Source organism: Streptomyces sp. NPDC050508 (genome assembly GCF_040655155.1).
In the GTDB taxonomy this organism is placed as follows: Bacteria; Actinomycetota; Actinomycetes; order Streptomycetales; family Streptomycetaceae; genus Streptomyces.
In genome coordinates this window covers 269,410-294,016 of the sequence record NZ_JBFAJJ010000013.1, presented here as the reverse complement: position 1 = coordinate 294,016, position 24,607 = coordinate 269,410, and the positions used below count along the sequence as shown (strand labels likewise).

The following is a 24,607-nucleotide window of genomic DNA, read 5'->3' as shown; positions in this document are numbered from 1 at the left end:
TGCAGCGCGTGACTCGGCCGTCCTTGGATGGGCGGGTCAACTCCGAAGCCGGGTTCCGTTTCCGGTGGGGAGGCCACGTTGAAAGCCTGCGGCGTAGGCGTGGCGATGTTGCCGGAGTAGAGCTGGGCGCCTCCCTGACCGATCGATTGTGTGGTGAACGTGGGAACCATCCGCGGTCGCCCGAGCTGCCGGACAGCCAGTTCGGTGGTGGGCAGGTCCGTTGCCGACTGATGGCCGTGGGTGGGGCGGAGGCCCCGTAGTAGTCGCGGGAGTAACGACCCGTCGTGGAGACCGGGAAAGCCGGTCGCAGGGCCAAGGGGGCCAGCAAGTCAGTGGCTGGCGTACTGGAATGTCGGGAGGGTCGCCGGTGAATACCGACGAGCTGGAGCGCGCCTTGTATGAGGCGGAGCGCCGGGTACTGAAGATCCAGACCAAGCTGCACCGTTGGGCTCGTGATGATCCTCATCGCAGGTTCGACGACCTGTTCAATCTCGTTGCCGATCCCGGCTTCCTGCTGGTGGCCTGGGATCGTGTGCAGGGTAACAAGGGTGCACGCACGGCCGGGGTGGACGGACGCACGGCGTCGTCCATCGCGCTGTGGGTTGGGGTCGAGGAGTTCCTCGACGTGCTGCGGTCGCAGATCAAGGACCGCAGTTTCCAGCCCATGCCGGTGCGGGAGCGGATGATCCCCAAGTCGGGTGGCAAGCTGCGCCGTCTGGGGATTGCGACGATCACCGACCGGGTGGTGCAGGCGTCCTTGAAGCTGGTGCTGGAGCCGATCTTTGAGGCGGATTTCCTCCCGTGTTCCTACGGGTTCCGCCCGAATCGCCGGGCTCACGACGCGGTGGCTGAGGTGCGTCTGCTCACGTCCATGAAGTACGAGTGGATCGTGGAAGGCGACATCAAAGCCTGCTTCGACGAGATCTCGCACCCCGCTCTCATGGAGCGCGTGCGGGTACGCGTCGGGGACAAACGCGTCCTGGCCCTGGTGAAGGCGTTCCTCAAGGCGGGCATCCTCAGCGAGGATGGCCTGCTGCGGGACAACGACACTGGCACCCCGCAGGGTTCGATCCTTTCGCCGTTGCTCAGCAACGTCGCTCTCTCGGTCCTGGACGAGCACATCGCCCAGGCGTCGGGAGGCCCTGGCCCTGATGCCAACGAGCGCCGGAGGCGTCGACGCCGCAGTCTGCCCAACTATCGGCTGGTCCGGTACGCGGACGACTGGTGCCTGATGGTGCATGGCACCAAGGCAGACGCCGAAACGCTTCGCGAAGAGATCGCGGAAGTTCTCTCCACGATGGGCCTGCGCCTGTCGCCGGAGAAGACTCTGATCACCCACATTGAGCAGGGCCTGGACTTCCTCGGCTGGCGCATCCAGCTCCACCGGAAACCAGGAACCAACCGGTACTACGTCTACACCTACCCCGCCAAGAAGGCCCTGCGGGCCATCATGGCCAAGGTCAAGACGCTGTGCCGGGAGGTCGGCACGAATCAGCCGCTTGACGCCCTGTTACTCCGGCTCAATCCGGCAGTACGGGGCTGGTGCGCCTACTTCCGGCCCGGAGTGTCTTACGCGACCTTCTCCTACCTGCGCCACTATCTGTGGCACACGGTGTGGCGGTGGGTGCAGCGCAAGCACCCCAAGACGGGCCTGAGGAAGATCTACCGGCAGTACTGCGGCCGCAGATCTTGGTGGACCAGTGAGAACAGGGAACTGCTCGACCCGATCACGGTAGGCACTACTCGCTACCGCTACCGGGGCACGGCGATTCCCACTCCCTGGGACACCACGGGATGAGGACAACCACCACGTAGCCCTCTGGGCTTGTGGAGAGCCGGGTGCGGTGCCAAGTCGCATGCCCGGTTCGGGAAGCGGCTCCGGGGAAACGGGCCGGTCGAAAGACCGGAACCGCGCCCCGGGCCGACTTCACCGGTACGTGGCTGTCGGCGTGGTCGGCGGACAGCCACCGGCGGACTTCGGCATGCGGCTGATGGACGCCTTCCGCCGGTCGCTGTCGTTCGCCACCTTCAGCTCCGACTCCGTGCCCGGTGCCGAGCGGCGGGCCGTGCGATCGTCCCAGTTCGACGACGCCGTGCAGGGGGACCTGCGCACGGTCGTCCACGAGGTGCTGCCGTTGCGTCAGGCGGCCCTGGCCCACCACGCGATGGACGCGGGCACGGTGTTCGGCAGGATCGTGCTGACGCCATGAACCGGCAGGAACGGTGTTCGAGGCCCTTTACGCGTCGCCACTGGTCCGCGCTTGAGACGTCGTCGACAGAGGTTCTGACGGGGTCTGGGCCGATGAGGAAGTGATCAGTGCGGAGCTGCCGGTATCGCGGTCCGTGAGGCCCGCGAGGAGGGCGAGGCCGAGGCCGGCTGCGGCGAGGGTCGCGCCGACCAGGGCCGGTGAGGCCCAGCCCCAGCCGGCGGAGATGGCGAGGCCGCCGAGCCAGGCGCCGCCGGCGTTGGCCAGGTTGAAGGCGGAGTGGTTGGAGGCCGCGGCCATCGTCGGGGCGTTCTTCGCCTTGGCCATGAGCAGCATCTGCACGGGGGTGGTGACCAGGGCTCCCATCGCGCCCATGACGGCGAGGGTCATCAGGGCGGGGACGGTGCTGTGGACGGTGAAGTAGAACGCCACGAGCGTCGCACCGAGCAGGAAGAGGCCGCCGTACAGCGTCGGGCGCAGGGCCCGGTCGGTGAGCGGACCCGCGATCAGTGTGCCCAGCGTCATTCCGATGCCGTAGAGCGCGAGGACCCAGGTCGTGGAGGAGTCGGAGAGGCCGGTCAGGTGGGTCAGGATCGGCACCAGGTAGCTGTAGACGGCGAAGAAGCCGCCGAATCCCACGACGGCGGTGGCCAGGCCGAGGGCGACCTGCCGGTTGCCCATCGCCCGTAGTTCGTGCCGGATGCCGGCCTGGTCGCTGCGGGGCTGGTGGGGGACGAAGGCGGCCAGCGCGGCCAGCGCGACAAGGCCGATGACGGCGACGGCGCAGTAGGCGTACCGCCAGCCGAGATGCTGTCCGAGGGCGGTGCCGGCCGGGACGCCGACGATGTTGGCGACGGTGAGTCCGAGGAACATCCTCGACACGGCCCGCCCGGCCCGTTCGGGGGCGACCAGCCGGGAGGCCACGACTGCGCCCACGCCGAACAGTGCTCCGTGGGGCAGGCCCGCCAGGAACCGTGCGGCGAACAGCAGGCCGAAGTTCGGAGCGAGAGCGGAGGCGACGTTGCCGACCACGAACAGCGCGGACAGCAGGAGCAGGAGCCGTTTGTGGGCGATGCGCGCGCCGATGCCGGTCAGGACGGGCGCCCCGACGACGACTCCGAGCGCGTAGGCGGAGACGAGGTTGCCGGCGTGCGGCACGGACACGCCGACGCCGTGGGCGATCTGGGGCAGCAGTCCCATCGTGGCGAACTCGGTCGTACCGATTCCGAAGGCGACGAGGGCAAGGGCCAGCAGGGCCAGTGGCATGGAGCGCAAGTACCTTTCACGGGCGGCGGTTCGGGTGCGGATGGGCGGGAAGAGGGCGGGACCGTGATGCGTCACGTTCGCTCTGTTTCTGTAGCCTGTCGCGCCGACCGCCGTTGCCCGATGCGCCCTTAAGGGCAGGGAAGGTCTACGAGCGCTACAGCCGCGGCGCGCACTCACGCATTCCAAGATCGGGCGACGAGAATCATGGCCTGCGTCACAGTCGGCCGGTCGGCGGACCGGTGTTCACGCGGTGACGTTCCCGCTGCTCCGCTCGACAGGGATCCACAACTGGGAGTGGGTCTCCTCGCCGATCTCCACCAGGTGCGTACGCAGGAGTTCCGGACCTGGCCGGCTCGTGTACGGGTTCGAGGGGAACCACTGGGTGAACACGTCCCGCCACAGTTCCTGGAGCGCGCTCGGATAGGGCCCGTCGTTGTCGAAGACCGCCCAGGTCCCGGCCGGTACGTCGAGGGCGTCGAGTTCCTCGACGGTCGTCTCCGGGCCGGTGGCCACGCCGATCCAGTAGTCCGCCTCGGCGCCCTCCTCCCGGCTGTCGGTCAGGTACACCGCTGCCGACAGGATCCCCTCCGGTTCCCGGTCGGCCAGCTCCTTCATCCGTACGATCGCCCGCTCGTCCAGGTTTTCCACGTGCGCCGCGGCGGCCGGGTTGACCCCCTCGTGCACCAGCGGGACCCGGGCCTTCCTGCCGACGATCCGGAACGCCTCCTTCTCCACGATCCGGTACCGCATGGTCGTACTGCCTTCGACGACGACGCGGAAGGACATGCGGGGCTGTGCCGTGAGCAGCGCGCCTCTGCGCCGGGCTTCGCCCGGGCCGATGCCGTGCACCGACCGGAACGCCCGGGCGAAGGCCTCGCCCGAGCCGTAGCCGTAGCGCACCGCGACATCGAGCAGTGTGCGTTCCCCGGCCAGCACCTCGGCCGCCGCGAGTGTCATCCTCCGGCGCCGCACGTAGACCGGGAGCGGTATCCCGGCGAGGGCGGAGAACAGCCGCCGGAAGTGGTACTCCGAGACCGCGGCGATCCGGGCCGCCTCGGCCACGTCGACTTCCCGGTCGAGGCAGGCCTCCAGGTGGTCCAGTGCCTGGTTCAGCCGGTCCAGCACGTGTATCCGTCCCTCTTCCTTGAGTCTTCCGTGTGGGAATGCGCACCTCGGCTGCGGCAGTTCCTACGGCCGGTCGGCGGGCCGTCTTCAGATGTGGAGGTGATTGTGGAGGTGATTCCCTCGCGCCCTGCCCGACTGAAGCCGTGCGGGAATTGTCGGGTGGGTGGCCTCGGCGTTGCCTGAGGCTTGCGCACATGACTGATATTAAGGGGCTGTGCGAGCCGCGGTTCGCCGCGGTCGGGGAGGCCCTCGCGGCTTCGCTCGGCAAGGACGACGTGGGTGCGTCGGTCGCCGTCCACCTCGACGGCGAGCCGGTGGTCGACATATGGGGCGGGTACGCCGACGCGGACCGCACGGTCGACTGGGAGCGCGACACCCTCACGGGCGTGAACTCGACGACCAAGAACATGACCGCCTTGTGCGCCCTCGTCCTGGCCGACCAGGGCCGGCTCGATCTGTCCGCGCCGGTCGCCGCCTACTGGCCCGAGTTCGCCGCGGCGGGCAAGGAGAGTCTGCTCGTACGCCATGTGCTGTCCCATACCGCAGGGTTGCCGGACCTGTCCGGACTGACGACGGTCGAGGACCTCTACGACTGGCAGACCGTGACGGAAGGGCTGGCCGCGCAGGTCCCCGAATGGGAACCGGGCACGGCCGCCGGGTACCACGCGCTCACCTTCGGGTTCCTCATCGGTGAGATCGTCCGCCGCATCACCGGCCGCAGCCTCGGCGACTTCTTCGCCGAGGAAGTGGCCGAGCCACTGGGCGCGGACTTCCACATCGGGCTCTCCGCCGACGACGACCACCGCGTCGCACCGCTCATCCCGCCGCCGTCGCTGACCGACGAGTTCGCCGCCGGCGCACCGCTCGGACCGGACGGCACACGTCGGGAGCACACCGGTGCCGCGGTCCGGGTCAGGGATGCCAACTCCGTGGCCTGGCGCCGTGCGCAGATCCCCGCGGTGAACGGCTTCGGCAACGCTCGGTCCGTCGCCCTCGTCCAGTCGGTCCTGGCGAACCGGGGTTCCGCCGGTGGCGTGCGGCTGCTGTCCCCCCAGGGCTGTGAGCCCGCGTGGCAGGAGGTGTTCCACGGCGAGGACCGGGTGCTGCGGACGTCGATGTCCTGGACCGTGGGCTTCGGCAAGTTCGGCAATACCTTCGGTTGGGGCGGATGGGGCGGCTCGCTGGTCGCGAGCGACCCTGATTCACGGATGACGGTGGCCTACGTGATGAACCAGATGATCGACCGGGAGCAGCAGGAGGACAACCGCGGCATGGAGATCATCATGGCCGCCTACAGCGGACTGCGCTGACAACCCGCGGGAGGGGGAAGTCGGTGTGCGCACGGACTTCCCCCTCCCGCGCTCCCGCGACGCCGGCGCTGTGATGTCGAGCCCCGACGATCGTGGCGGACGCCGAGAACATCGTCCGCGACCGGCTCCGGCGGCAACTCGCGCCCCCAGGCCCGAAATTGGTCTAGACGAATCTTTCCCGGATCTCTTGACGCCGGCCGACACGGCCAGCCACGCTTCGCTACGCAGGCAGATGTAAGGAAAGTTTCCCATTAACTTCACGACTCGCCGTTCGACGGTCTTCCCCTGCCTCACCCCGCCCTGATCACGTCGCACGGCTCCTCCCCACCCGCACCTCTCCACCGTGCGACGGGCGTACAGGGCACCGCAATCCGCGTACCGGCGCGACGCCGTGCGCGGCCTCGCCCCACGGAGGAGCATCCGCATGAGACGTGCGTCGCTGCGCGCCGCATTGACCGCCGCCCTGATGGTCGGCGGCATGGCCACGATCGCCACCCCGGCCGCCCACGCGGCCGACAACACCGGTCTGATCGCCTCCTTCGGCATCACCTCCACCTGGGGTGCCGGCTTCGAGGGCGGCTACACGGTGACCAACAAGTCCACACACACCGTCAGTTCATGGACCATCACCTTCACCCTGCCCGCCACCGAGGCCGTCACCAGCTCGTGGAACGGCACGCTCACCCACAGCGGGACGCAGTACACCATCACCTCCCCCACCTGGGAGGCCCCGCTCGCCCCCGGTGACTCCGCGCCCGTCGTCGGCATGGACTTCAGCTACAGCGGCTCGGTCATCCCGCCGAGCGCCTGTCTGATCAACAACGGCCCCTGCGCCGGCGTCCCCGCCGACACCGTCGCACCCTCGACCCCCTCCGGCCTCGCGGTCCGGGCCACCGGCCCCGGCAGCGTCACGCTGGGCTGGAACGCCTCGACCGACAACGTCGGCGTGGTCGGCTACCGGGTCTACGAGGGCAGCAACGTCATCGCCACCACCTCCGGCACCGGCACCACCTTCACGGTGATCGGCCTGCTCGCCGGCAGCAGTCACAGCTTCTCGGTGACCGCGCTCGACGACTCCAACAACCAGTCGGCGCACTCCGCGACGCTCACCGCGACCGCGGGCAGCGGCACGACGCCCGGCGTCGCGGCTCCCTTCATCGACCTCGGTGCCTACCCGACGCCGAACCTCACGCAGATCGCCACGAACACCGGGCTGCGGCAGTTCTCGCTCGGCTTCATCACCGCCGGGTCGACCGGCTGCAACGCGAGCTGGTTCAACTCCTTCGACCCGGGCGCGGCCTGGGACCGGGCGGACTTCGACTCGCTGCGCGCCATGGGCGGTGACGTGCGGCCGTCCTTCGGTGGCGAGGCGGGCACCGAACTGGCCCTCGCCTGCACCAGCACGACCGCGCTCCAGGCGCAGTACCAGAAGGTCGTGGACGCCTACGCCCTGGACCGCGTGGACTTCGACATCGAGGGTGCCGCTACGGTCGACCACGCCTCGATCGACCGGCGCTCGACGGCCGTCGCCGCCGTCCAGGCCGCGCAGCGCGCCAAGGGCCGCGACCTCAAGGTCACGCTCACTCTCCCTGTCCTGCCCAGCGGCCTGACCGCGGACGGCCTCTACATCCTCGACTCCGCCAAGTCGCACAACCTGAACATCGACACCGTCAACCTGATGGCCATGGACTACGGCGACAGCGCCGCACCCAACCCGTCCGGGAAGATGGGCACGTACGCCATCCAGGCCGCGACCTCGACCCGCGCCCAGATCGCCTCGGTGTGGCCGAACCTCACCACCGCCCAGACCTGGGCCATGGTCGGCCTCACTCCGATGCTCGGCCAGAACGACACCGCCAGCGAGGTGTTCACGGTCGCCGACGCACAGCAGGTGCTCACCTTCGCCCGCCAGAACCACCTGGGCGAGCTGGGCTTCTGGGACGTCACCCGCGACGGGAACGCCTGCACCGGTGGCCTGAGCGAGTGCACGAACATCCCGCAGACCCCGTACCAGTTCTCCACGTTGTTCGCGGCCTACGCGGGCTGAGCCCGTGAGGTCATCTGCGCCCCCGCAAAACAGCTTGTGGAGGCAGAGACTCAGCTCGGCCCGCACACGTTGAGAACACGTTCAGTGCATGGACGGACAGCACGACCTCAGCTGTCGCCCGCGTGCCTCGTCGGCAGCCCCCTCGCGGCGGCTGCCTTCGACTCCTGAAGCCGCCGTGCGAGACGCGCGAGCGGCTTCAAGGGGCGCCGGCTCGACGGCAGTACCTCCTTCCTGCCGCCGTCTTCGCAAAGCCGCAGTTCAACACGGCACGACTGCGCGCGACCGATCGCTGGAGGGCGGTCAACAGCTCGACGGGGCTTGGTTCGGACCTTTACCGAGACTCCATACAGCATCGCCAAGAGGCCTGCCTTTCAACCGATCACGTTGAAGCAGTTGACGCATGGAGGGCCGCGCCGGACACTCCTGCATTGGAACGGCGATCCCCGCCCGGCCCACACCCAACTCAGGCCTACGGCGCACGACATGACGGATCGTCCGGAATCAGGAGGACAACGAGAAACCGCAGACTCATGATCGTGCTGAGAGCGCTCTCAGAATCGTCAGCAGACCGTGCCGACAACCCGCTGAACCACACGTGCCGGGCAGTCGACCGGACGGCGGAAACGACCTGCTCCCAAGTCCCACCAGGAGCCAGGCCCCCTGCACCACTCCCATCCCGCCAGCTTGACAGGGAGAACCAAAACGATGAGAACCTCCCCACCACCTGCCGGTGCGCCCGCGGGCAGCCAGAGAACCGTCCCCCTCGTTCTGGGCAGCGCTCTGCTGCTGCTCATCGGCACGCTCGTAGGCCTGATCGGAACCGGCGGCAGCGCCTCGGCGGCTGTACCAGGCGCTCCCGCAGGCTGGACCACCCTCTTCTCGGACGACTTCAACGGTTCGTCCGGCAGCGCGCTGAACCGGACCAACTGGCTGTACGACCTGGGCACCAGTTACGCCGGAGGTGCTGCCAACTGGGGCACGGGCGAAGTCGAATCGGCCACCGACTCCACCAGCAACGTCTACCAGGACGGACAGGGACACCTGGTCATCAAGGCTCTCCGCGACGGCTCCGGCCACTGGACCTCGGGACGCATCGAGACCCAGCGCACGGACTTCGCCGCCCCGGCCGGCGGACAGCTGGAGATGAGCGCGTCCATCCTCCAGCCCAACCCGCAGAGTGGACTGGGTTATTGGCCCGCGTTCTGGGCGATGGGCGGCGCGGCCCGTCCGGTCGGCGCGACGAACTGGCCGAGCATCGGCGAGTTCGACATCATGGAGGACGTCAACGCGCTGAGCCAACACTCCACCACCTTCCACTGCGGGGTGTGGGCGGGCGAGTGCCACGATCCCGACGGCATCACCAGCAATCTTCAGCCGTGCGCGGGCTGCCAGACCGGCTACCACACGTACTCCGCGATCATCGACCGCACGAACACCGCCGCGGAGCAGCTCCGCTTCTATCTCGACGGCAATCTGACCTTCACCGTCAATGAGAACCAGGTTTCGGTCGCGACGTGGCAGGCGGCCGTCGATCACGGATTCATGGCCATCTTCGACCTGGCGATCGCCGGTTCCTACCCCGACAAGGTCTGCGGCTGCAGTTCGGCCGCGCAGGCGGGCAGCATCACATCGGGTGCCGCCATGAGCGTCGACTGGTTCGCGGTCTACCAGCAAAGCGCAGGCGGCAGTACCACGGGCGGTACGACGACCGGCGGTACCACAGGTGGCAGTACGACGGGCGGAAGCACCGGCGGGAGCACGACGACGCCGGACTACACCGCCGGGGTGACCCACGTGAGCGCCAGTCAGGCGCAGATCACGTTCGTTCCGACCACACCAGCGGCGTACGTCGATGTGCACTACCTCGTCAACGGCTCCGGCCAGCAGAACTTCCGGATGACCAACAGCGGCGGCACCTGGACACAGAACGTCACGCTCGCCGCCGGATCCACCCTGACCTACTGGTTCACCTACGAGAAGAACGGGCCTCAGTACGACAGCCCGCACTACACCTACACCCAGTGAGCCTCCCGGGCTGGTCCCGCAGGACCGGCCCGGGTACCAAACGGGGCTCCGGGGCCACGCCCGACGTCGGCACCGGGCCGGATTCCGGTTCCGGTGCCGTTTCCTCGTCCGAGAACGGATCCAGGAAGCCACCCGTCTCCGCTCCGCACACCGGGACGACTCCTGAGCCGGATCCACCGGCTTGATCCCGATCCAGGTGTTTTGGGCCCGACCCGCACATCACGTGGGACCTGGCCGACGGCGGGCGGTCGAACCGCGGACTACCAGCCGGGCGGGCAGCAGGATGCTCCAGGACGGCGCGGCGGCGCGCAGGTGGTCCAGGAGGAGTTGGGCGGCCTGGACGCCCATCAGGTGGTGCGGAACGTGGACCGTGGTCAGCGGCGGCCGGAAGCGGTCCGCGAACGGCATGTCGTTGAAGCCGACGACGGACACGTCCGCCGGGCAGCAGCGGCCCCGGTCCTCGATCGCGCGCAGGGTGCCCAGGGCGATGAGGTCGTTGCCCGCGAGGACCGCGGTGGTGTGCGGGTGCCGTTCGAAGAGCAGCCGGGCGGCGTCGTACCCGGCGGCCTCCGTGTAACTCGCGCACTCCACGACGGCGGCGCCAGGGGCGGCGGCGCGGAAAGCCCGCATCCGGACGTATCCGGTGGACAGGGTCTGGGGTCCGGCGAGGTGGGCGAACCGGGTGTGGTCGAGGGCGCGCAGGTGGGCCACCGCTTGTGCGACACCGTCCGCGTCGTCACCCAACACCGCGGGCACGGTGGGCAGTTCGGTGCTGCGGTTGACGGTGACGAAGGGGATCCGCTCCCGTACGGCGAGTTCGAGCAGGGGGTGGTGGCGGCGGGCGGTCGCGACGATGAATCCCTCGACCCGGCGGCTGCGCAGGGCGTTGAACTCGGCGCGCTCGCGGGCCTCGTCGCCGTCGGTGTTGACCAACAGGGCGGTGTAGCCGTGCTGTTCGAGGCGGTCCTGGATGCCGCGCACGATCGGCGGGAACAGTGGGTTGGTCAGGTCGGGGATGAGCACGCCGACGGCGGCGGTGCGGCTGGTACGCAGGCCCCGGGCCAGGGTGTTGGGCACATAGCCGAGCCGGGTGGCCTCCAGCGAGACGCGGCACGCGGTCCGGGCGCTGACCTGGTGCCGGGTGGCCGGGTTGAGCGCCCGGGACGCGGTCGCCTTGTGCACGCCGGCCGCACGGGCCACGTCGTCGAGCGTGGGCGGTCGGCCGCTGGTCATGCGGCGAGGCTAGGGCGCGCCGGGCGGGGCCGCAATCCATTGCGGTCGCTTTGCTCCTGAGGCCGTTGACACCTCGGCCCGGCAGCAGCAGAATCCCCCGCAATCGATCGCATGGGTGAGAAAGTCCCTTCCACGAAGGGTGTCTGATCATGCGTCATCCGTACCGTCACGCCTCCCTCTCCCGCGCGCTGTTCGCGGCCCTCGCCGCCACCGCCGTACTGGTCGCCTGCAGTTCCTCGGCGAAGCCCAGCTCCTCGGCGTCGTCCCACGCGCCGCTGAAGATCGGCATATCCCTGTCACTGACCGGCGACTTCTCCGACCCGGGCAAGAGCGCCGAGCGGGGCTACCGGCTGTGGGCCGACACGGTGAACGCCAAGGGCGGGATCCTCGGCCGCAAGGTGCAGCTCACCATCGTCGACGACACCTCCAGCCCCACCCAGGTGGTCGGCAACTACCAGAACCTGATCACCAAGGACCATGTCGACCTGACCTTCGGCCCGTTCTCCAGCCTGCTCACGATCCCCGCCTCCCAGGTGGCCAAGCGCTACGGCTACGCGTTCCTGGAGCCGGCGGGCGGCGGACCGAAGGTCTTCGCCCAGCATCTGCACAACCTCTTCTTCGTGCAGCCGGCGCCCGTCGTCAAGCAGGGTGACGTGTTCGCCGACTACATCCTCTCCCTCCCGACGGCCCAGCGTCCGAAGACCGCCGCGTATCCGGCGCTCGACGACCCCTTCGCCTCGCCGATCGCCGACGAGGTACGCACCCGGCTCGAAGCCGCCGGGATCAAGACGGTCTACCAGCAGATCTACCCCGCCGAGATCACCGACCTGACCCCCGTCGTGTCCGCGATGGCCGCGAAGAAGCCCGACCTGGTCGTCGGCGGCACCCAGGCGGACGACGCCTACCGCATGGTCAAGGCCATGGTGCAGCTCAAATGGGCGCCGAAGCTGCTGTATCTGTCCAACGGCGCGAACGACCCGCACAACTTCCCGGGCAACGTCGGCGCTTCGAACGTCGACGGGATCTTCTCCTCCGGCGACTGGTTCCCGAGCTCCAACACCTATGGCAACGCCGCCTTCCTCAGCGCGTACACCAAGAAGTACGGCGGCACCGCCGGCACGATCGACAGCACGTCCGCCGAGGCGTACTCCTGCGGCCAACTGCTGGAGGAAGTCGCCGCCAAGACCGGCAAGGTGGACAACGCGACCCTCATCTCCGCACTGCACAAGGGCAGTTGGCAGACCCTGGAGGGGAATCTGAGCTGGAACGCGGACGGGGCCGCCAACTCCTCGTACGTACTGGTGCAGTGGATCGGCGGGAAGATGCTGCCGGTCTACCCGGCCGGCCGGGCGCAGCACGCGCCGGTGACCGCCGCTCTGCCGTGGGGTGGCTGAGCGATGCACGAGGCGGTCCAGGCGGTCGTCCTCGGGGTCCTCACCGGGGGTGTGTACGCGCTGATGGCCAGCGGGCAGACGCTGATCTTCGGGGTGATGAAGGTGGTCAACCTCGCGCAGGGCGCGCTGGTGATCCTGGCGGCCTTCCTCAGCCACAGCCTGTTCACCGCGTGGGGCGTGGACCCCTTCCTGTCGGTGCTGATCATCGCGCCTCTGATGTTCGCGCTCGGCACGGCGGTGCAGTGGCTGCTGCTGCGCCCGCTGCACCAGGACGACGCGGCGCTGCTGTCGCTGCTGGTCACCTTCGCCGTCGCGCTGGGCATCGAGGGGGCGCTGACGCTGGCGTACCACACCGACTACCGCACCACCCGGCCCGCATACGTCGACCGGTCGTGGCGGATCGCCGGTTACCAGGTCGGCGAGGTGCGGCTGGCGGCCTTCGCCCTCTCGCTGGTCACGCTGGGCGGGCTGTGGCTGCTGCTGTCCCGGACCCGGTTCGGGCGGTCGGTGCGGGCGACCGTGCAGAACCCGGTCGCGGCCCGGCTGCTGGGCGTGGAGACGGCCCGGGTGGCGGCGCTCGGCTTCGGGCTGGGGTCTGCCACCGCGGCGGCGGCCGGGGCGGTGTACGGAATGGTGTACTCGTTCAACCCCAACAGCCACTACGACCTGATCTCGCGGCTGTTGTCGGTGGTGATCCTCGGCGGGCTCGGCAGCCTGGGCGGCACGGTGGTCGCCGCGCTGGTCATGGGCATCGCGTCGTCACTCGTCGGGGCACTGGTGTCGCCGGTGTGGTCGGACTTCAGCTTCTTCGTGGTGCTGCTGGCGGTGCTCCTGCTGCGCCCCCAGGGGCTGTTCGGCGCCCGGCTGCGGGGTGCGCTGTGAGGCGGCGGCTCGGGCGGTACGGGCGTTACGGGCCGGGGCCGGCGGCGCTGGTCGCGCTCGCGGTGCTGGTCGTGTTCCCGCTGGCCGTGTCGGCGCCCTGGCTGGTCACCATCGGGCTGTTCACCCTGATGTACGCGGCGCTGGCCAGCGCCTGGAACCTGGTCGGCGGCTACGCCGGGTATCCCTCGCTCGGGCACGCCGCCTTCTTCGGCATGGGCGCCTACGCGGAGGCGATCTGGTGGACGCACCGCACAGCGGGCTCGGGTTACGGGCCGTTCTGGACACTGCCGCCGATCGGGCTGGCGGTGGCGGCCGTCGCGGTGCCGGTGGCGTGGGTCGCGATGCGTACCCGTACGGATGTCTTCGCGATCGTCACCATCACCTTCCTCTTCGTCGTGCAGACCCTCGCCTTCAATCTGCGCGGGCTGACCGGCGGCGCCCAGGGCGTGGCAATGCCGGTCGCACCCTTCACTCCGGCGACCTTCGAACGCCCCTTCTACTACGCCATGCTGGCGCTGCTCGTGCTCGCTCTGGCCATGTCGTACGGGGTGCTGCACAGCAGGCTCGGGCTGGCGCTGACAGCGGTGCGCGGCGACGAGGACAAGGCGCGGAGCGTGGGGGTGCCGGTCGGCGCGGCGAAGCTGACGGCGTTCGCGCTGTCGGTGGTGGTGACCGCGATGGCCGGGGGCGTGTGGGCGTACTACCTGTCCTTCATCTACCCGCAGTTCGCGGTCGACCCGCTGCTGTCCATCGGCATGGTGCTGATGGTCTTCCTCGGCGGGCGGGGCACCCTGTGGGGCCCGGTGCTGGGGGCGTTCGTGGTGGCGCCCGCGCAGCAGTACCTCGCCTACCGGTTCGGGGCCAGCCAGTTGTACCTGCTGGCGTACGCGGCGCTCTTCGTGGTCGTCATGCTGGTCATGCCGCGTGGTGCGCTGCCCACCCTGCGGGACCGGATACGACGGGCCGAGGCACGGGCATGAGCGGGCCGCCGCTGCTCGAAGTCCGCGCTCTCACCAAGCGGTTCGGCGGGGTGACCGCGGTGGACGGCTGCTCGTTCGCCGTCCGGCGCGGCACGATCACCGGGCTGATCGGCCCCAACGGGTCGGGGAAGACCACCGTGTTCAACCTCGTCACCGGCCATCTGCCCGCCGACTCCGGGGAGTTGGTCTTCGACGGACGGCCGGTGACCCGGCCCGACCCCGGGCGGCTGTACCGGCGCGGGCTGTCCCGCACCTTCCAGCAGCCCCGGATCTTCGGGGAGTTGACCGTGCTGGAGAACATGTCCGCCGCAGCCGGGCACGACTGGCGGGCGCTGGCCGGACGGCGGCTGGGCGCCCGGGACACGGCCCGCGGCGACGCTCTGCTCGCGGAGTTCGGACTGAGCGGGCACCGGGACACGCCCGCCGCCGAACTGTCGTACGGGCAGCGGAAGTTGCTGGAGTTCGCGGCCCTGCTGATGAGCGAGCCCGCGCTGGTGCTGCTCGACGAGCCGACGGCCGGGGTCAGTCCGGCGATGGTCGCCACGATCGAACGGCATGTGCGCGCCCGGCACGCGTCCGGCACCACGTTCCTGGTCGTGGAGCACGACATGGGCCTCGTCATGCGGCTGTGCGACCCCGTCATCGTGCTGGACGGCGGCACGGTGATCGCCGAGGGCCCGCCGGACGACGTACGGTCCCTGCCGCGCGTCCTCGACGCCTACCTCGGGGGGTGAACGGCGTGCCGGACCTGCTCGTCCTCGATCATGTCACCGCGGGATACGGGCTGGGCGACGTGCTGCACGGCGTCGACCTCACTGTGGCCGAGGGCGAGGTCGTCTGTCTCATCGGGCCCAACGGCGCCGGGAAGTCGACGGTCCTGCGCACGGTCAGCGGGCTGCTGCGGCCGGGCGGCGGAGGGGTCCGGCTGCGCGGGGAGCCGGTCGACCACCTGTCGCCGCGCGAGCGACTGCTGTGCGGCATCGCCCACGTACCGCAGGAGCGCAGCCTCTTCCCGGCGATGAGCGTCTGGGACAACCTGCTGATGGGCGGCCACATCCTCGACCGCGGCCGGGCCGGGCGGGCGGCCGTGCGCGAGCGGGCGGACACCGTCGCCGAGCAGTTCCCGATCATCGCCGCCCGCCGCCACGAGGCCGCCGGATCGCTGTCCGGCGGCGAGCAGAAACAGGTCGAACTCGCTCGCGCCCTGATGCTCGACCCGGCGCTCATGCTGCTCGACGAGCCGTCCATCGGCCTCGAACCCCGGGCCCGCCAGGCGGTCTTCGCCACCGTCCGCGCCCTGGCCGACGCCGGCCGCTCGATCCTCCTCGTCGAACAGAACGCCCGCTCCGGCCTGGCCGTCGCCGACCGCGCCGCCGTCCTCGAATCCGGCCGCGTCCGGCTGACCGGCACCGGCCGGGCGCTGCTCGCCGACCGGCGGGTGGCCCGGCTGTATCTGGGCGCGAAGGAGGAGGTCTGATGGCCGGCCGCGTCCTGCTCGCCCGAGCGACGGCCCGCGCACGCGCCCGGCGACCGCAGGCCCGGGCCTGCCCCGCCCCGGCCACGCACACCGACCTGCGGGTAGGCCGGCTGTACCTGGGCGCCAAGGAGGAAGTCTGATGGCCGACCGCCTCCTGCCCGCCCGAGCGACCGCACGGGTCCGGCGACCGCCGGACCGGCCCCGTCCCGCCCCGGCCACGCACACCGACCCGCGGGCGGCTCGCCCGCACCCCGGCGCGAGGGAGGAAGCCCGATGCCCGACGACTTTCCGCTGATCGGCTGGACCGGCACCGGCCGGATGGGGTTCGCGCTCGCCGGGCGGCTGCTCGACGCGGGGACACCGCTGGCGGTGTACAACCGGACCCGGGCCAAGGCCGAGCCGCTGGCCGCGCGGGGCGCCGGGGCGGTGGTAGTGGACGACGTGCGGCAACTCGGGCCGTGTGACGTGGTGTTCACGATGGTGGCCGGGTCCGACGACTTCGCCGAGGTCACGCTGGGCGAACGTGGCCTGCTGACCGCCGATGCGACACCGGGCGTGATCGTGGACTGCTCGACCGTGGGCGCGGAGGTGTCCGCCGCCGTGCGGGCCGCCGCGGCCAAGACCGGCACCGCGCTGCTGGCCGCACCGATCAGCGGCAACCCCAAGGTGGTCGCCGTGGGCCGGGCGAGCCTGGTGGTGTCCGGTCCCGAGGACGCCTTCCGCCGGGTCCTGCCGCTGCTGGCGGCGCTGGGCGGCTCGGTCACCTATGTCGGGACCGGCGAGGCGGCCCGGCTGGTCAAGCTGGCCCACAACATGGTGCTGGCCGTCGTGGCGCAGGCACTCGCCGAGTCGGTCGTCCTCACGGAACGGCACGGCGTGTCCCGGGCGGCGTACCTGGAGTTCCTCAACTCCTCGGTGCTGGGCTCGGCGTTCAGCCGCTACAAGTCGCCGGCGCTGGTGGGACTCGACTTCACCCCGACCTTCACCACGGCGATGCTGCGCAAGGACCTCGACCTGGGGCTGGCCGCCGCCCGCACCGCCGAGGTACCGATGCCGCTCACAGCCGCCGTCCACCAGCTGGTCCAGGCGGCGGTCGGAGCCGGGCACGGCGGGTCGGACTTCGCCGCGCTGCTGCTGGAGCAGGCCCGCGCGGCGGGGCTGACACTCGCCCCCGAGGACGCCGACGTGGACGACGGGCTGTCCGGGGCCGGGGGCCAGCGATGACCACGGCACCGCGGCTCACCCCCGCGCCGGGCCACACCGCGGTCGACTTCGAGCAGCGCGTCGACTTCGACCGGCTGCGCGGCTACCGGCTGGGCCGGGCCCGCGCGGCGCTTGAGGCCAGCGAGCTGGGCGCGCTGCTGGTCTTCGACACCAACAACATCCGCTACCTCACCTCGACGGTGATCGGCGAGTGGGCCCGCGACAAGTTCACCCGCTACGCCCTGCTGACCCGTACCGGCGACCCGTACGTCTGGGACTTCGGCTCCGCCGCCCGCCACCACGAGCTCCACGCCCCCTGGCTGGCCCCCGGCCACAGCCGGGCCGGGCTCCTCGGGCTGCGCGGTGCGATCGCGCCCGAGGCCGGGCTGTTCGCCGCCGCCGTACGGGAGATCAAGGCGATCCTCGCCGAGGAAGGCGTCGTGGACCTGCCGGTCGGGGTGGACGCCGCCGAACCGCCGATGCTCTTCGAACTCGCCCGGCAGGGCGTGCTCGCCGCGGACGGCCAGCAGGTCATGCTGGACGCCCGGCAGCTCAAGTCCCCCGACGAGATCACCTTGTTGTCCATGGCCGCCGCGATGGTCGACGGCGTCTACCAGGACATCGCGGAGGCGTTGAAGCCCGGAGTACGCGAGAACGAGATCGTGGCCCTCGCCAACAAGCGGCTGTACGAGATGGGTTCGGACGACGTCGAGGCCATCAACGCGGTGTCCGGGGAGCGGTGCAACCCGCACCCGCACAACTTCTCCGACCGGCTGATCCGCCCCGGCGACCAGGCGTTCTTCGACGTCATCCAGTCCTTCAACGGCTACCGCACCTGCTACTACCGCACCTTCGCCGTGGGCAGCGCCACCCCGGCCCAGCGGGACGCGTACACCAGGGCACGCGAATGGATAGACGCCGCGATCGACCTGGTGAAGCCCGGCGTGAGCACCGACCGGATCGCCCGGGTCTGGCCCGCCGCCACCGCGTTCGGCTTCCGCGACGAAATGGCCGCCTTCGGCCTGCAGTTCGGCCACGGGCTCGGCCTCGGGCTGCACGAGCGGCCCATCATCAGCCGTCTCAACTCCCTTGAGAACCCGATGGAGATCACCGAGGGCATGGTCTTCGCCCTGGAGACCTACTGCCCGGCCGCCGACGGCTACTCGGCGGCCCGCATCGAGGAGGAGGTGCTGGTCACCGCCGACGGACCGCGCATCCTCACCCGCTTCCCGGCCCAGGAACTGTTCATCGCCAACGCGTACTAAGGATGCCCAGATGCCCACCGAGGACGAACAGCTCGCGCTGTACCGCGCCCAGACCCGCATCCGGCTCTTCGAGAAGCGCGCCTACGACCTCTTCCTGCGGAACCTGGTCAAGGGCACCAGCCACCTCTCGCTCGGCCAGGAGGCCATCGCGGCCGGGTTCGCCGTCGCCATGCGGCCCGACGACTACACCTTCGCCACCTACCGCGGGCACGCCCACGTCCTCGCCCGTGGCGCGCCGATGGCCGCCGTCATGGCCGAACTCCTGGGCCGGGACGCCGGGTTGATGGCCGGCAAGGGCGGTTCCATGCACCTGACCAGCGTCCCGCACGGCGCGATGGGCTCGTACGCGATCGTGGGCGCCCACCTGCCGATCGCCGTGGGTGCGGCGTGGAGCGCCCAGTACCGGGGCAGCGGCCAGGTGGCGGTGTGCTTCTTCGGCGACGGCGCGACCAACATCGGCGCCTTCCACGAGGCGCTCAACCTGGCGGCGGTGTGGGAGCTGCCGGTGGTGTTCGTCTGCGAGAACAACCTCTACATGGAGTACACGCCGATCGCCTCCGTCACGGCCGTGCCCCGCCCCGCCGCCGACCGGGCCGCCGCGTACGGGTTGGACCCCGTCGTGGTGGACGGCAACGACGCGGACGCCGTGCACGCGGCGGCCGCCGAGTCGCTCGCCCGGGCCCGCGACGGCGGCGGTCCGAGCCTGATCGAGGCACTGACCTACCGGCACGGCGGCCACTCCCGCGCCGACCCGGCCAAGTACCGGCCCGCGCAGGAGGTCGACACCTGGCTGGCCCGGGACCCGGTGCCCGCCTACCGGGAGCGGCTGCTGAAGCACGGCGTACCGCCCGAGGTGCTGGACGACCTCGACGCCGAGGCGCGGCGGGCGGTCGACGAGGCGACCGAGTCCGCCAAGGCAGCGCCCCCGCCGTCACCGGAGCGACTGCTCAGCCAGGTATGGGCCAACGGAGGTGCGTCATGGCGCAGTTGACCTACCGCGAGGCCGTACGGCGGGCGCTCGCCCAGGAGATGCGGCGGGACGAGCGCGTGGTCTTCCTCGGCGAGGACGTGGCGGCGGCCGGCGGGGTCTTCAAGGCGACGCCGGGCCTGCTGGAGGAGTTCGGGCCGCGCAGGGTGCGGGACACCCCGATCAGCGAACAGGCCATCCTGGGCGCGGCGATGGGCGCGGCGATGACCGGGCTGCGGCCGGTCGCCGAGATCATGTTCAGCGACTTCCTCGCCGTGTGCTGGGACATCGTCGCCAACCAGATCGCCAAGACCCGCTACATGACGGATGGTCAGATCTCGCTGCCGCTGGTGATCCGCGCCGCGAACGGAGGCGGACTGCGCTTCGGCGCCCAGCACTCGCAGAGCGTCGAGAACTGGGCGATGGCGGTGCCCGGCCTCAAGGTCGTGGCCCCCTCCTCCCCCGCCGACCTGATCGGCCTGTTCGCGGCTGCCGTACGGGATCCGGACCCGGTGCTCTTCTTCGAGCAGAAGTCCCTCTACCCGGTCCGGGGCGAGGTCCCGGACGGGGAACTGCTGGACACGCTCGGCACTGCCCGGGTCCTGCGCACCGGGGCCGACGCCACGCTCGTCGCCCTGGCCGCGATGGTCCCGCGGGCCCTGGCGGCGGCCGAACTGCTCGCGGCGGACGGCATCGACTGCACGGTCGTCGACCTGCGGTCCCTGGTACCGCTCGACGTGACGACGGTCCTGGACGCGGTGGCCGCCACGGGCCGGCTCTTCACCGTCGAGGAGAACCCCCGGCTGTGCGGCTGGGGCGCCGAGGTCGCGTCGCTGGCCGCCGAGGAGGCATACGACGCACTGACCGGGCCGATCGTCCGCATCACCACCCCGCACATCCCACTGCCCGCCGCCGACACCCTGGAGGACCTCGCGATGCCGTCCACATGGCGGATCGCCAACACCGTGCGCGAGTCGCTGGGCCAGTAGGACTCCGTCAGGCGCACGTCAGCGTCGGCACCCCCCAGTCACCGTGGTCGTTGCCGTTGCCGTCGCCCGCGTCACCGACCTTGAGGTCGATCACCTGGGCGCCGCTGACGTCGACGTCGATCGGCACCGCGGCCTGTTTTCCGTGGATCGTCGGCGTGGTGACCAGGGTCTTGCCGTCGGCGATCACGGAGAACGTCACCGTGCCCGCACCGGCCGTCTCGTCGTCGACGCCGACGTCCGCCGTCAACCGCGAGCACTGTCCGGCGAGGTAGAGCTCGACGTCGCTGACGGAGTTGGTGCCCAGGCCCTTGGCGTAGCCGACGCCGGCGACGGCGATCGGACGGCCGTCACCGGCCGCCTGTTCGCCGACGCTGGTGTCCCGTTCCACCGGGCCCCACCCGTTGGTGGAGGACAGGAACGGCAGGTCGCTCACCTCGTTCTTTCCGGCCGACGGCGCCGGCGGGATCCCGCGGACGATGCGTTCGTCAGCGCCGACGGCCTGTCGTCCGTTCTGCTCGTAGTGCACCGTGGTGGTGAGTGCCGAGGCGGACGGCAGTGTTCCGGTCGGCGGCTGGACCTGCCAGGTGAAGGTGGCCGATGTGCCGGGCCGTAGCCGCTTGACCGACGTGGGGCTCGGGGCACTCACGCTCCAGCCGTCGGGGGCGGCGAGCGACGCCGTCAGTCCGGAGGCGGATCGCCGGTTCTTCGGTACTTGCACCGTCGCCCGGGCGGTGAAGGCCTGTCCCGGCTGGGCGGTGTCCGGCACGTCCAGGGTGACATCCACTCCCGGACGCTTCGGCATGGCGTAGCTGCTGGGGTCGTAGGACGGGCTGTCGTTCTGTGCGACGCGCAGGGACGAGGCATAACTGCCGTAGTTGGTCAGTTCGACCTCGCCGAGGCCGCCGGTGGTGCCGTCGAGGTTCCACACGGCGATGGCGATGCTGTTGTGGCCGTTCGGGTTCAGGATGCCGTTGGGGACCGGGAAGGTGTGCTGCGGGCCGAGGTAGTTGACGTAGTTGCCGACCTGCCAGCCGTTCACGAAGATCGTGGCGCGGTACTTGCGTGAGGGGTCGTCGGTGAACGTCAGCCCGAGCGAGGTGTCCTGGCCGTGCGGCAGGTCCAGCTTGGCGTCGGTGCGGTACCAGGAGACCCCGGGTGTCGTGTCGGTTGTCGGGAGGGACACGCTGTTCCAGTTGGTGTCCGGGTAGCCCGGCAGGGACCAGCCGGCCCGCTCGCCGTAGAGACCGCCCGTGGACAGCGGGCCGCGGACCGTGTCCTGGAGGTCCTCGCCGCCCCGTACGCCCTGGAGGCGCCAGGTGACGGAGGTCAGTGGCGCGCCGACGAGGGAGGCGCTGGTCAGGCCGCGTGCGGTCTTGTTGCCGTTGGTGGAGTTGTAGTCCTCCTCGTGGCCCATGTTGACGGTGAGCACGGAGATGATGTTGTCGCCCGTGGACTTCACGGAACCTGCCGGGAAGGTGAAGTCACCGCTGCCCGTGGTGGAACTGCCCAGGAAGGTGCCGTTCAGCCAGGCGGAGAACGCCTGCGCACCTCCGCCGGAGTCCGAGACCAGGTGGATGCCGGTCTCCTTGCCGGTGGCACGGAATCGGCCCCGGTACCACGTGTTGCCGGTGTGGAAGCCGTAGTCGTCCGCGTAGAGCACCGGCAGTGAATTGACGCCGGAGACGCTGTTGGTGCTCGCCTTGTCGGCCACCTGCCAGCTCGTGTCGTCGAAACCGGGGGCCGCTTCCGGGGATTCCTCGGCGTGCTTCCAGTTGGTCAGCGTCGGCAGATGTATCGGGGCGGCCACCGGGATCTTCCCGGTGCGGCTCCCCGTGTCGGTGGCGTGGCTGCCCAATGTCCTGCCGTTCCAGGTGACTTGGGCGGCGGAGGTGAACACCTCGATGTTCTTGTCGTCGGCGTTGTCGCCGGTGAGCGCCAGAGTGTGGCCGCCCTGCAGGCTGGTCGCCGTTCGCAGCAGGTGGGTGCCGCGCACGAGCACCGGGCCGCTCGCCGTGTCCTGCCGCCAGAAGGTCTTCGCGGTGGCCTTGTCTCCGACGAGCAGCAGGAGCGGGCGCTTTCCGTCGCCGCTGATGCTGATGCGGATCAGGCCCTTGTGCGTGTAGTTCAGGCGGAGGTCGCCGGTGGCCGGGTCCCAGGTGGTCGTGACCGTACCGCCGGTGGCGGTCACGGTGGGCTCGGAGGTGTAGCGCAGGACGGTTTCGCCGTCACTGGCCTCGTCGCCGTAGAGCACGGCGACGTCCCGGTCCCCGATCGTCGCGTTGGTCATGATCTCGGAGGTGGAGTACTGCAACTGCGCATCGCCGAGGCGGTAGTTGGCCACGATCACGTGCGAGTCGCGTCCGTCGAGCGTGATCGCGGTGCCGGGCTGCTGGGGCACGACCGGGTAGGTCGGCTCCGTGGCGGAGTCGCTCGTCGGTACGTCGATGGCGTCGACGGCCACGTAGTTGTCCGTGGATCCCGAACTGTGGTTCCCCGCGACGACGATCTTCAAGGTGTGCGCGCCGGGTGCCAGTCCGGTCTTCTGGAAGAGCACCGCCTGGCTCTCGCTGCCGGAGTCGTCGACCGTGGCCGCCTTCGTGCCGTCGAGGTAGACGTCGGCGTTGCCGTGGTTGTTGGTCTTCGAGCCGATCCAGCGGATCGCGGTGCCGTCGAACGGGACGGTGAGCGAATCGCCGGCGTTCTTCGAGAACGACTCCGTGTGCTTGTAATCGCCGCCTGTGTAGCTCGTGTTGGCCACGTGCGACCACGAACCGGCGTACTGCAGTGCGGAGTCGGGGTCGTCCCAGGTGTAGGTGGTGTCCGCGGACGGCTGGGCGTTGAAGTCCAGCGAGATGTGGGTCTTGTCGACCGCGGTGGACGTGGAGCTGCCGTGCCGCAGGACGTGGAACTGCGTCTTGGTGTCGGGGTTCATCCGTGCGGTGTCCACGACCGCGGAGTCGTCCGGCGGTGTGGCCCTGATCGCCTCGGTCTTGGTCAGCGGGGCGACCGCCTGCGTGAAGTAGCCGATGAGTTTGTCCTCGTCGTACTTCGGATCGAGCTGGCGGGTCTCGCGGATCGCGGCCCCGTAGTCGTACGACGTGTAGTTCTCGGGCATGCCCAGCCAGCCCCAGTTGGTGCCGCCGTAGGTCATGTAGAAGCTCTGCGCGGTCGCGCCGACGGCGATGTTCTGCTTGTAGAAGACGTTGGCGAACTGGTCGTTGATGAGCTGGGCGCACTTGTCGTAGCCCGGTCCGCCCCAGGGGTCGAAGGCGCCGCCCTGGAACTCCGGTGAGTACAGCGGTTTTCCGGCCGGGTGGTCGTAGCTGATGTCGGGGACGCCGTTCCACTTCGCGGGGTTGGAGCAGTCGAAGCCCTGGGGGTAGGAGTCCGGGCCGTCGACATCAAGGGCGCCGGTGCCGGAGTTGAAGGTGCCGTTGTTGTTGCCGGTCAGCGGGACCGTGATGCCGTCGGCGCGGGCCTTGTCCTCCAGGTGCTGCATGTAGGAACGGCCTGCGGCCGAGCCGTTGTAGTACTCGTTCTCGACCTGATAGGCGATCACCGAGCCTGTGCCGTTGGTCAGTTGGTGGCGGGCGATGATCCGGTCGATCTGTGTCAGCCACTCGTCCGCGTACTTGAGGAACTGCGGGTCGTCGCTGCGGTTGTTGCCTGCCTTGGTGGTCAGCCAGCCGGGGAGGCCGCCGCTGTCGACCTCCGCGTTGATGTATGGCGCCGGGCGGGCGATGACGTAGAGACCGGCCTCCTGGGCCATGTCGAGGAGCTTGTCGACGTCCCGCACTCCGGTGAAGTCGTACACACCCGGCTTCGGTGAGTGGTAGCCCCAATCGAAGTACAGGGAGGTCGAGTTGAAGCCGGCGGCCTTCATCTTCTGGAAGATGTCGCGCCACAGGTCCTGGCTCGGGAGCCGGAAGTAGTGGAACTCGCCGGACCAGAGGTAGGTGCGTTTGCCGTCGACGAGGAAGGAGTAGCCGTCGAGAGTCACGGTGTGCGCCTGCGGACTGACGGCGGGCGTCTGCTCGCCGACGTCCTGCGCCGCCGCCGTGGCCGGTGCGGTCACGCCCGCTGCCAGGGCGATGGTCGCGGTCGCCGCGAGGACCGCCCTCCACCACCGACGTCGACCGGGTCTCGCACTCTCCGAACCGTTCCGACCATCCCGCACGGCGGCCTCCAGACCGACTGGGCGAACAGCATCAAACAGACTCAGGCAAAGTCGAACAGT

18 protein-coding genes and 1 pseudogene are annotated in these 24,607 nt (G+C 70.0%); 15 read left to right on the top strand and 4 right to left on the bottom strand.

Annotation, left to right across the window (positions count from 1 at the left end):
* The first annotated feature begins 367 nt into the window (after nt 1-367).
* The gene (gene ltrA, locus AB0I69_RS33245; protein ID WP_363099450.1) at nt 368-1,798 is read left to right on the top strand and encodes a group II intron reverse transcriptase/maturase; all 1,431 of its coding nucleotides are present in this window, start codon (nt 368-370) and stop codon (nt 1,796-1,798) included.
* A gap of 133 nt (nt 1,799-1,931) precedes the next feature.
* A pseudogene (locus AB0I69_RS33240) lies at nt 1,932-2,210 on the top strand (zinc-binding dehydrogenase); the annotation flags it as partial.
* A 27-nt stretch (nt 2,211-2,237) separates the two neighbouring features.
* Here AB0I69_RS33240 and AB0I69_RS33235 read toward each other — a convergent pair.
* Together AB0I69_RS33235 and AB0I69_RS33230 are read right to left on the bottom strand one after the other, a co-directional pair.
* Nucleotides 2,238-3,473 (bottom strand): MFS transporter, encoded by a 1,236-nt coding sequence (locus tag AB0I69_RS33235; RefSeq protein WP_363099449.1) that lies wholly within the window; start codon nt 3,471-3,473, stop codon nt 2,238-2,240.
* A 243-nt stretch (nt 3,474-3,716) separates the two neighbouring features.
* Nucleotides 3,717-4,598: an AraC family transcriptional regulator gene (locus tag AB0I69_RS33230; RefSeq protein WP_363099448.1), complete on the bottom strand. Its 882-nt coding sequence runs from the start codon at nt 4,596-4,598 to the stop codon at nt 3,717-3,719.
* Between the two features lie 194 nt (nt 4,599-4,792).
* On the opposite strand from AB0I69_RS33230, the gene AB0I69_RS33225 reads away from it, so the two are divergent.
* The 3 genes from AB0I69_RS33225 to AB0I69_RS33215 all read left to right on the top strand — a co-directional run bounded on the left by AB0I69_RS33225 (nt 4,793) and on the right by AB0I69_RS33215 (nt 9,980).
* Nucleotides 4,793-5,908, top strand: a complete 1,116-nt coding sequence (locus AB0I69_RS33225) for a serine hydrolase domain-containing protein (protein WP_363099447.1) — start codon at nt 4,793-4,795, stop codon at nt 5,906-5,908.
* Nucleotides 5,909-6,332: 424 nt separating this feature from the next.
* The gene (locus tag AB0I69_RS33220; protein ID WP_363099446.1) at nt 6,333-7,955 is read left to right on the top strand and encodes a cellulose binding domain-containing protein; all 1,623 of its coding nucleotides are present in this window, start codon (nt 6,333-6,335) and stop codon (nt 7,953-7,955) included.
* A gap of 705 nt (nt 7,956-8,660) precedes the next feature.
* Nucleotides 8,661-9,980, top strand: coding sequence for a glycoside hydrolase family 16 protein (locus AB0I69_RS33215; protein ID WP_363099445.1), 1,320 nt, complete (start codon nt 8,661-8,663; stop codon nt 9,978-9,980).
* A gap of 219 nt (nt 9,981-10,199) precedes the next feature.
* Here the strand turns inward: AB0I69_RS33215 and AB0I69_RS33210 are convergent, their stop codons facing one another.
* A complete protein-coding gene (locus tag AB0I69_RS33210) occupies nt 10,200-11,213 on the bottom strand; it encodes a LacI family DNA-binding transcriptional regulator (protein WP_363099444.1) in 1,014 nt (337 codons plus the stop codon).
* 149 nt (nt 11,214-11,362) lie between these two features.
* Here AB0I69_RS33210 and AB0I69_RS33205 point away from each other — a divergent pair, with 149 nt between their 5' ends.
* The 10 genes from AB0I69_RS33205 to AB0I69_RS33160 all read left to right on the top strand — a co-directional run bounded on the left by AB0I69_RS33205 (nt 11,363) and on the right by AB0I69_RS33160 (nt 20,370).
* Nucleotides 11,363-12,607, top strand: coding sequence for an amino acid ABC transporter substrate-binding protein (locus tag AB0I69_RS33205; RefSeq protein WP_363099443.1), 1,245 nt, complete (start codon nt 11,363-11,365; stop codon nt 12,605-12,607).
* 3 nt (nt 12,608-12,610) lie between these two features.
* The gene (locus AB0I69_RS33200; RefSeq protein WP_363099442.1) at nt 12,611-13,489 is read left to right on the top strand and encodes a branched-chain amino acid ABC transporter permease; all 879 of its coding nucleotides are present in this window, start codon (nt 12,611-12,613) and stop codon (nt 13,487-13,489) included.
* Nucleotides 13,486-14,469 carry a branched-chain amino acid ABC transporter permease gene (locus tag AB0I69_RS33195; RefSeq protein WP_363099441.1) on the top strand — a complete coding sequence of 328 codons (984 nt, stop codon included), beginning with the start codon at nt 13,486-13,488 and terminating at the stop codon, nt 14,467-14,469. Before AB0I69_RS33200 ends, AB0I69_RS33195 begins: the two co-directional genes overlap by 4 nt.
* A complete protein-coding gene (locus AB0I69_RS33190) occupies nt 14,466-15,203 on the top strand; it encodes an ABC transporter ATP-binding protein (RefSeq protein ID WP_363099439.1) in 738 nt (245 codons plus the stop codon). Before AB0I69_RS33195 ends, AB0I69_RS33190 begins: the two co-directional genes overlap by 4 nt.
* A 5-nt stretch (nt 15,204-15,208) precedes the next feature.
* On the top strand, nt 15,209-15,946 hold the full coding sequence (locus AB0I69_RS33185) for an ABC transporter ATP-binding protein (RefSeq protein ID WP_363099438.1): 738 nt from the start codon (nt 15,209-15,211) through the stop codon (nt 15,944-15,946).
* The gene (locus AB0I69_RS33180) at nt 15,946-16,086 is read left to right on the top strand and encodes a hypothetical protein (protein WP_363099437.1); all 141 of its coding nucleotides are present in this window, start codon (nt 15,946-15,948) and stop codon (nt 16,084-16,086) included. The genes AB0I69_RS33185 and AB0I69_RS33180 overlap by 1 nt, the downstream gene beginning before the upstream one ends.
* A gap of 133 nt (nt 16,087-16,219) precedes the next feature.
* The gene (locus tag AB0I69_RS33175) at nt 16,220-17,170 is read left to right on the top strand and encodes an NAD(P)-dependent oxidoreductase (protein ID WP_363099436.1); all 951 of its coding nucleotides are present in this window, start codon (nt 16,220-16,222) and stop codon (nt 17,168-17,170) included.
* Complete coding sequence (locus tag AB0I69_RS33170; protein ID WP_363099435.1) at nt 17,167-18,414, top strand: Xaa-Pro peptidase family protein; 1,248 nt, start codon at nt 17,167-17,169, stop codon at nt 18,412-18,414. Before AB0I69_RS33175 ends, AB0I69_RS33170 begins: the two co-directional genes overlap by 4 nt.
* A 10-nt stretch (nt 18,415-18,424) precedes the next feature.
* A complete protein-coding gene (locus tag AB0I69_RS33165) occupies nt 18,425-19,405 on the top strand; it encodes a thiamine pyrophosphate-dependent dehydrogenase E1 component subunit alpha (protein WP_363099434.1) in 981 nt (326 codons plus the stop codon).
* The gene (locus AB0I69_RS33160; RefSeq protein WP_363099433.1) at nt 19,393-20,370 is read left to right on the top strand and encodes an alpha-ketoacid dehydrogenase subunit beta; all 978 of its coding nucleotides are present in this window, start codon (nt 19,393-19,395) and stop codon (nt 20,368-20,370) included. The genes AB0I69_RS33165 and AB0I69_RS33160 overlap by 13 nt, the downstream gene beginning before the upstream one ends.
* 7 nt (nt 20,371-20,377) lie before the next feature.
* On the opposite strand, the gene AB0I69_RS33155 is transcribed toward AB0I69_RS33160, so the two are convergent.
* Complete coding sequence (locus AB0I69_RS33155; protein ID WP_363099432.1) at nt 20,378-24,547, bottom strand: beta-galactosidase; 4,170 nt, start codon at nt 24,545-24,547, stop codon at nt 20,378-20,380.
* Between the last annotated feature and the right edge of the window lie 60 nt (nt 24,548-24,607).